The organism is Hymenobacter sp., from assembly GCF_036388155.1.
In the GTDB taxonomy this organism is placed as follows: domain Bacteria; phylum Bacteroidota; class Bacteroidia; order Cytophagales; family Hymenobacteraceae; genus Hymenobacter.
The window spans coordinates 1-4,086 of record NZ_DASVSI010000069.1 but is presented as its reverse complement, the minus strand read 5'-3'; the positions used below and the strand labels follow the sequence as shown (position 1 = coordinate 4,086).

The window sequence follows — 4,086 nt, the reverse complement described above, 5'->3', positions numbered from 1 at the left end:
AACACAAAAAAACTCCTTCGCTGCATGCGGCGAAGGAGTTTTTTTGTGTTGCAGGCGCCTGATTTTCAATAACGAATGCTGCTTCCTGCATCATTATCCGGCCCGTCACCGTTTGTACTACTGCCAAACAAGTGTGGAGGTATGCCGCGCTGCGTTTTGGCCTTACCGCTACCGCTTACGCGCCCCGCATGGACGACCTGAATCAATCGAACTATTCCCTCTCGGCCAGCCGCGCCGAGGACCTGTTTGTAGCCGAAGACCTTGAGAATCCCCTGCCGCGGGCCGTGTTGCGCATGAGCAACCACGTGCTGCTGGACGGCCAATGGCATTTTGCCCATGACGACGCCGACGTCGGCTTGCGCGACAACTGGGCCAAGGGCCATAAATACGAGCACACCGCCCAGTGGCCGGGCTCGGTGGAAGAGCATTTGGCGCAGGCCCGCGGCCAGCAAGGCTCGGCCGTCTGGCACGACAAAGTGGTGGTGTGGTACGAACGGGAATTCGACATGCCCGAAATCGCCGAGCCGCAGGTTCGGTCCATGGTCCAGCTCACGTTTGGGGCCTGTGGCTACGAAACCCGCGTGTGGCTCAACGGCCACCTGCTCAAGACCATCGAAGGCGAAGAGGTGCACTACGGCGAGTACACGTCCTTCACCTACGAGCTCGAAGAGCACGCCCTGCGGCAAGTAAACCGCCTTACGGTGCGCATTGCCGACACCATGGACGCCGAAACGCCCCGCGGCAAGCAGGAATCGCACGTGTACAAGCGCGGCGGCATCTGGTACCAAACCTACACCGGCGCCGTGCGCAGCGTGTGGCTCGAAGTGGTGGAACGCAACCGCCTGCGCTCCCGGGTGGGCGTGGTGAGCGTGGTAGAAGACCAACTGGTGCGCTTCAACCTCACGCTGCGCATTCACGACGCCGGCGACTACGTCATTCGGCTGCAAGTTTTCGACCCCAAAACCCCCGACCGCATCTCCCCGCTGGCCGAGTCTGATTTTCCGCTTCACCTCGAAGCGGGCCAATGGCAGCAGCGCGTGGTGCTGGAAGTGGCCGGCGCCGAGCTGTGGTCGCCGGAAGCCCCGCACCGCTACCGGCTGGTGGCCCAGCTCATCAACACCGACGGCTACGCCGCCAGCATCGAGACGCTGTTTGGCCTGCGCAAGATTGAGGCCCGCGGGCGCTACGTCTACCTCAACAACCAGCCCACCTACCTCGACGGCATCCTCTACCAGCCGGGCCAGGCCACGCTAGAAGAAATGCAGCGCCACATGTACGCCATGAAGGCGCTGGGCTGCAACCTGGTGCGCGTGCACATTGCCGGCATCGACCCGCGCATCTACAACCTGGCCGACGAGCTGGGCCTGCTGCTGTGGGTGGAAGTGCCCAGCCCCCACAGCTCCACCCCGCGCAGCCGCGAAAACCACCGCGCCGAGCTGCTGCGCATGGTTACGCTCATCGAGACGCACCCCAGCATCGTTATTTGGAGCTTGTATAACGAAGACTGGGGCGCGCAGGACATTGCGACCAACGCGGAGACCCGCCAGTACATCGTGGAAACCTACCACCTCATGCAAATTGCTTATCCGCAATTTCTGGTGGTCGACAACGACGGCTGGCATCACATTTCCCACACCGGCCGCTTAAAATCCGACCTGCTCACGGCCCACCTCTACACCCCCGACCTCAGCCGTTGGCGGGAACTGCTCGACCGCTTGGTGGGCGGCGAGATGGAAGGCACCGCCGCCTTCCCGCTCGTGGTGGGCGACCCGTTCTTTTACCGCCGTCAAGTGCCCCTGATTGTGAGCGAATGGGGCGGGTTCGGCTTCTCCGACTACGGCGGGCCCCAAGACGCCGAGGCCCGCACCAACAGCATCCGGGCCTTCAAGCAAGAACTCCGGACCCGGCCCATTGCCGGCGACGTCTACACGCAAGCCACCAACATCGAAGACGAGCGCAACGGCCTGGTTGACCCGCACACCGGTGCGCTCAGCGTGCCCGAAGGCCTGCTGGCTTCCCGGCAGATGGAGCACTTGCAATAAAAGCCTCCGCTGTTAATAGCGTGAGGCAGAGCGGCGGGCCTGCGGAGCCGTAAGGGTGGCCGTGATGCACCAGGCGGCGCCAACGGAGGTGTTGTTGGCGCGCAGCGGCATCAGCACTTTGCCGGGTACGGTGCTCGTCACGGAACTCTGCTGGACCAGCAATTTGGCTACTTCTATGCGTTGGCGCGCCGGCGGCACTTTGGCCGACACAGGCACCGCAAACTCGAACACGAGCAGCTCTTCGGTTTCTTCGGGTTCGGGCGAGCAGAACATTTCCACGGTGTCGGCGCTCATGGTTAAGTCAGTGTGTTGCATAAAAAAGGCCAAAGAAGGAAGCTGTAGAAAAAGGTAAAAAGAACCGTTGGTAAATATGGCTCCTATTTGTGGAATTATTGCTACTGAATGTCTTAGTTTATAAAAAGGCAATTTTGGCCCCGCCGAACCTGCCCGCCGCTTCCGGGGTTATCTTTGCAGCGCGTCGTTTTCCGACGCTTTGCTCTCCTTATGATGATTACCCAAGAAGCCGTTCTTAAGGCGCTGAGCTACGTGGAAGAGCCCGACCTGGGCCAGGACCTCGTGACGCTCAACATGATTGAGAACATTGTCATTGACGGCCTCACCGTCGCGTTTACCGTGGTGCTCACCACCCCGGCCTGCCCGCTCAAGCAGCTCATTCACGATGCTTGCGAGCGCGCCATTCACACGATGGTCGACAAAGACGCCAACGTGGTGATTACCATGACCTCGCGCGTGACCACCGGCCGCAACAACCGCGGCGACCTGCTCCCCGGCGTGAAAAACATCATCGCCATTGCTTCGGGCAAGGGCGGCGTGGGCAAAAGCACCGTCACGGCCAACCTGGCGGTGGCCCTGGCCGCGACCGGCGCCAAAGTCGGCTTGGTCGATGCCGACATTTCCGGCCCCAGCATGCCCGTCATGTTTGGCGTGGAAAACGCGGCCCCGCACGTTTTCCAGGGCCCCAACGGCAAAAATCTCATCCAGCCCATCGAGAAATACGGCGTGAAGCTGATGAGCATCGGCTTCCTGGCGCCGGCCGAAAGCGCCATTGTGTGGCGCGGCCCCATGGCCTCGTCGGCGCTCAAGCAGTTCATTACCGAAGTAGACTGGGGCGAGCTGGACTACCTGCTGCTCGACTTGCCGCCCGGCACTTCCGACATCCACCTCACCCTGGTGCAAACCGTGCCCGTCACGGGCGCCGTCATCGTGACCACGCCGCAGAAAGTGGCGCTGGCCGACGCCCAGAAGGGGTTGCAGATGTTCCGCCAGCCCCAAATCAACGTGCCCGTGCTGGGCGTGGTGGAGAACATGGCGTGGTTTACGCCTGCCGAGCTCCCCGAGAATAAGTACTTTATCTTTGGCGAAGGTGGCGGCCAGCGCCTTGCCGCGCAGCACGACATTCCGTTGCTGGGCCAGCTGCCGCTCGTGCAGAGCATTCGGGAGAATGGCGACCAAGGCCAGCCCGCCGTGCTCGACCCGGAGTCGGTGGTCGGCCAGCTATTCGCTGACCTGGCCGAAGCTGTGGCACGCCAGATAAGCATCCGCAACAACGTCGCCCCAAAAACGGCCGTCGTCCAGATGAATTCGTAAATTTGTGGAAATGACAACTTCAGCTCCCGTTTTTGAACATCCGCTGATGCCCCGCATCGAGGCGGCTCTGGATACGCTGCGTCCCTACCTGGCCACCGATGGCGGCAACGTGCGCGTGGCCAACATCACCCCCGAAGGCGTGCTCCAACTGGAGTGGGAAGGCGCCTGCGGCGCCTGCCCCATGTCGCCCATGACCCGCGCCGGCCTGGAAGACACGGTGAAAAAAGCCGTGCCCGAAATCACGGCCGTGGAAGCTAAATAAGCTTTTAAATAGGTTTAAGTGCTGCTCTTACGGCAGCAAAAAGGCCCTACACGCATTCGTGTAGGGCCTTTTTTCTTTTGTCATCCTGAGCTTGCGAAGGACCTTCTCACGCTTCGAGAAGTAATTACCCCACGTTGCGGACTACCCCCCGGTCCGACGCCGTAGGCGTCCGAC

Annotated in this window: 4 protein-coding genes; 3 read left to right on the top strand and 1 reads right to left on the bottom strand. The window is 61.4% G+C overall.

The genetic code is table 11. From position 1 onward, the window contains the following. Positions 1-188 precede the first annotated feature (188 nt). Entirely contained in the window at positions 189-2,042 is a 1,854-nt protein-coding gene (locus tag VF629_RS10035) for a glycoside hydrolase family 2 protein (RefSeq protein WP_331058343.1), read from the top strand. 12 nt (positions 2,043-2,054) lie between these two features. On the opposite strand, the gene VF629_RS10030 is transcribed toward VF629_RS10035, so the two are convergent. Then, positions 2,055-2,357: a hypothetical protein gene (locus VF629_RS10030; RefSeq protein ID WP_331058342.1), complete on the bottom strand. Its 303-nt coding sequence runs from the start codon at positions 2,355-2,357 to the stop codon at positions 2,055-2,057. Between the two features lie 189 nt (positions 2,358-2,546). Between VF629_RS10030 and VF629_RS10025 the strand changes: the two genes are divergently transcribed. Together VF629_RS10025 and VF629_RS10020 are read left to right on the top strand one after the other, a co-directional pair. Beyond that, positions 2,547-3,650 (top strand): Mrp/NBP35 family ATP-binding protein, encoded by a 1,104-nt coding sequence (locus tag VF629_RS10025; protein WP_331058341.1) that lies wholly within the window; start codon positions 2,547-2,549, stop codon positions 3,648-3,650. Positions 3,651-3,660: 10 nt separating this feature from the next. Then, positions 3,661-3,912 carry a NifU family protein gene (locus tag VF629_RS10020; RefSeq protein WP_331058340.1) on the top strand — a complete coding sequence of 84 codons (252 nt, stop codon included), beginning with the start codon at positions 3,661-3,663 and terminating at the stop codon, positions 3,910-3,912. Positions 3,913-4,086 lie beyond the last annotated feature (174 nt).

What these genes read in the sequence shown, in the direction of transcription:
- VF629_RS10025 (WP_331058341.1), top strand. Translation starts at nt 2,547, where the DNA reads ATGATGATTACCCAAGAAGCCGTTCTTAAGGCGCTGAGCTACGTGGAA.
- VF629_RS10035 (WP_331058343.1), top strand. Translation starts at nt 189, where the DNA reads ATGGACGACCTGAATCAATCGAACTATTCCCTCTCGGCCAGCCGCGCC.
- VF629_RS10020 (WP_331058340.1), top strand. Translation starts at nt 3,661, where the DNA reads ATGACAACTTCAGCTCCCGTTTTTGAACATCCGCTGATGCCCCGCATC.
- VF629_RS10030 (WP_331058342.1), bottom strand. Translation starts at nt 2,357, where the DNA reads ATGCAACACACTGACTTAACCATGAGCGCCGACACCGTGGAAATGTTC.